General features: G+C 50.9%; 1 protein-coding gene. It reads left to right on the top strand.

What is annotated here, in order from left to right:
• Positions 1 to 454 (top strand): hypothetical protein (locus C0Z22_RS16075; RefSeq protein ID WP_158246956.1); only part of this gene is annotated, 454 nt, incomplete at its 5' end.
• Between the last annotated feature and the right edge of the window lie 248 nt (positions 455 to 702).

Raw genomic sequence — 702 nt, 5'->3', positions numbered from 1 at the left:
GGACCTCCGTAAGCAGCTCGAGCCCATGCGTGAGGAGCTCAGGCAGGTTCTGCTGAAGCACCTCGAGGAGTACAGAGATGAGCTGAAGCCTTTTGTCGACGATTACTTGGCCAAGGAGCGTCAGCGCATGGAAGAAGTCCGAACCAAGCTGGAGCCAGTGGTCAAGAGCTTGAAGGAAAAGATTGGACCCAACTGGGAGGAGACCAAGTCCAAGCTGACGCCCATCCTGGAGGCCGTGCGTGTAAAGGTGGCGGAGTATCTGCAGGAAGCGAAGACCGGTCTGGAGCCCTACATCCAGGAATATAAGGATCAGGTGGAGAAGGGAACCATAGAGTTCCGCGAGGCCGTGCGATCCGGAGAACTGAGGAAAAAGATGACCGAATTGGGTGATCAGGTGAAGCCTCACTTTGAGAAAATAGTTGAAGCTGTCCAAAAGTTTGTTAGCAAGGAGTAAACCAGCTGTTTTTTACAACACCCACCCTCCCTTCTTCCTTGCCTCCTGCGCCAAGCACCGACACCTCGACCCGTCATCCAGAAGGCTTTTCTCAGAGCATATCCATCCTTTACTCGAAGCACACAATACACGAATACACTCATATGCACTTTTTACACACTTCCCACCGCTGCAGGACTCACATTCTCTCTAATGGGCAAACACGGATATGAATAAAAGAACACTGAAACCTGTTCATTCAAAAAATG

The sequence above is a fragment of the Halobacteriovorax sp. DA5 genome (genome assembly GCF_002903145.1).
GTDB lineage: Bacteria > Bdellovibrionota > Bacteriovoracia > Bacteriovoracales > Bacteriovoracaceae > Halobacteriovorax_A.
The sequence above is the reverse complement of the archived record's forward strand: the minus strand, read 5'-3'. Positions and strand labels throughout refer to the sequence as shown.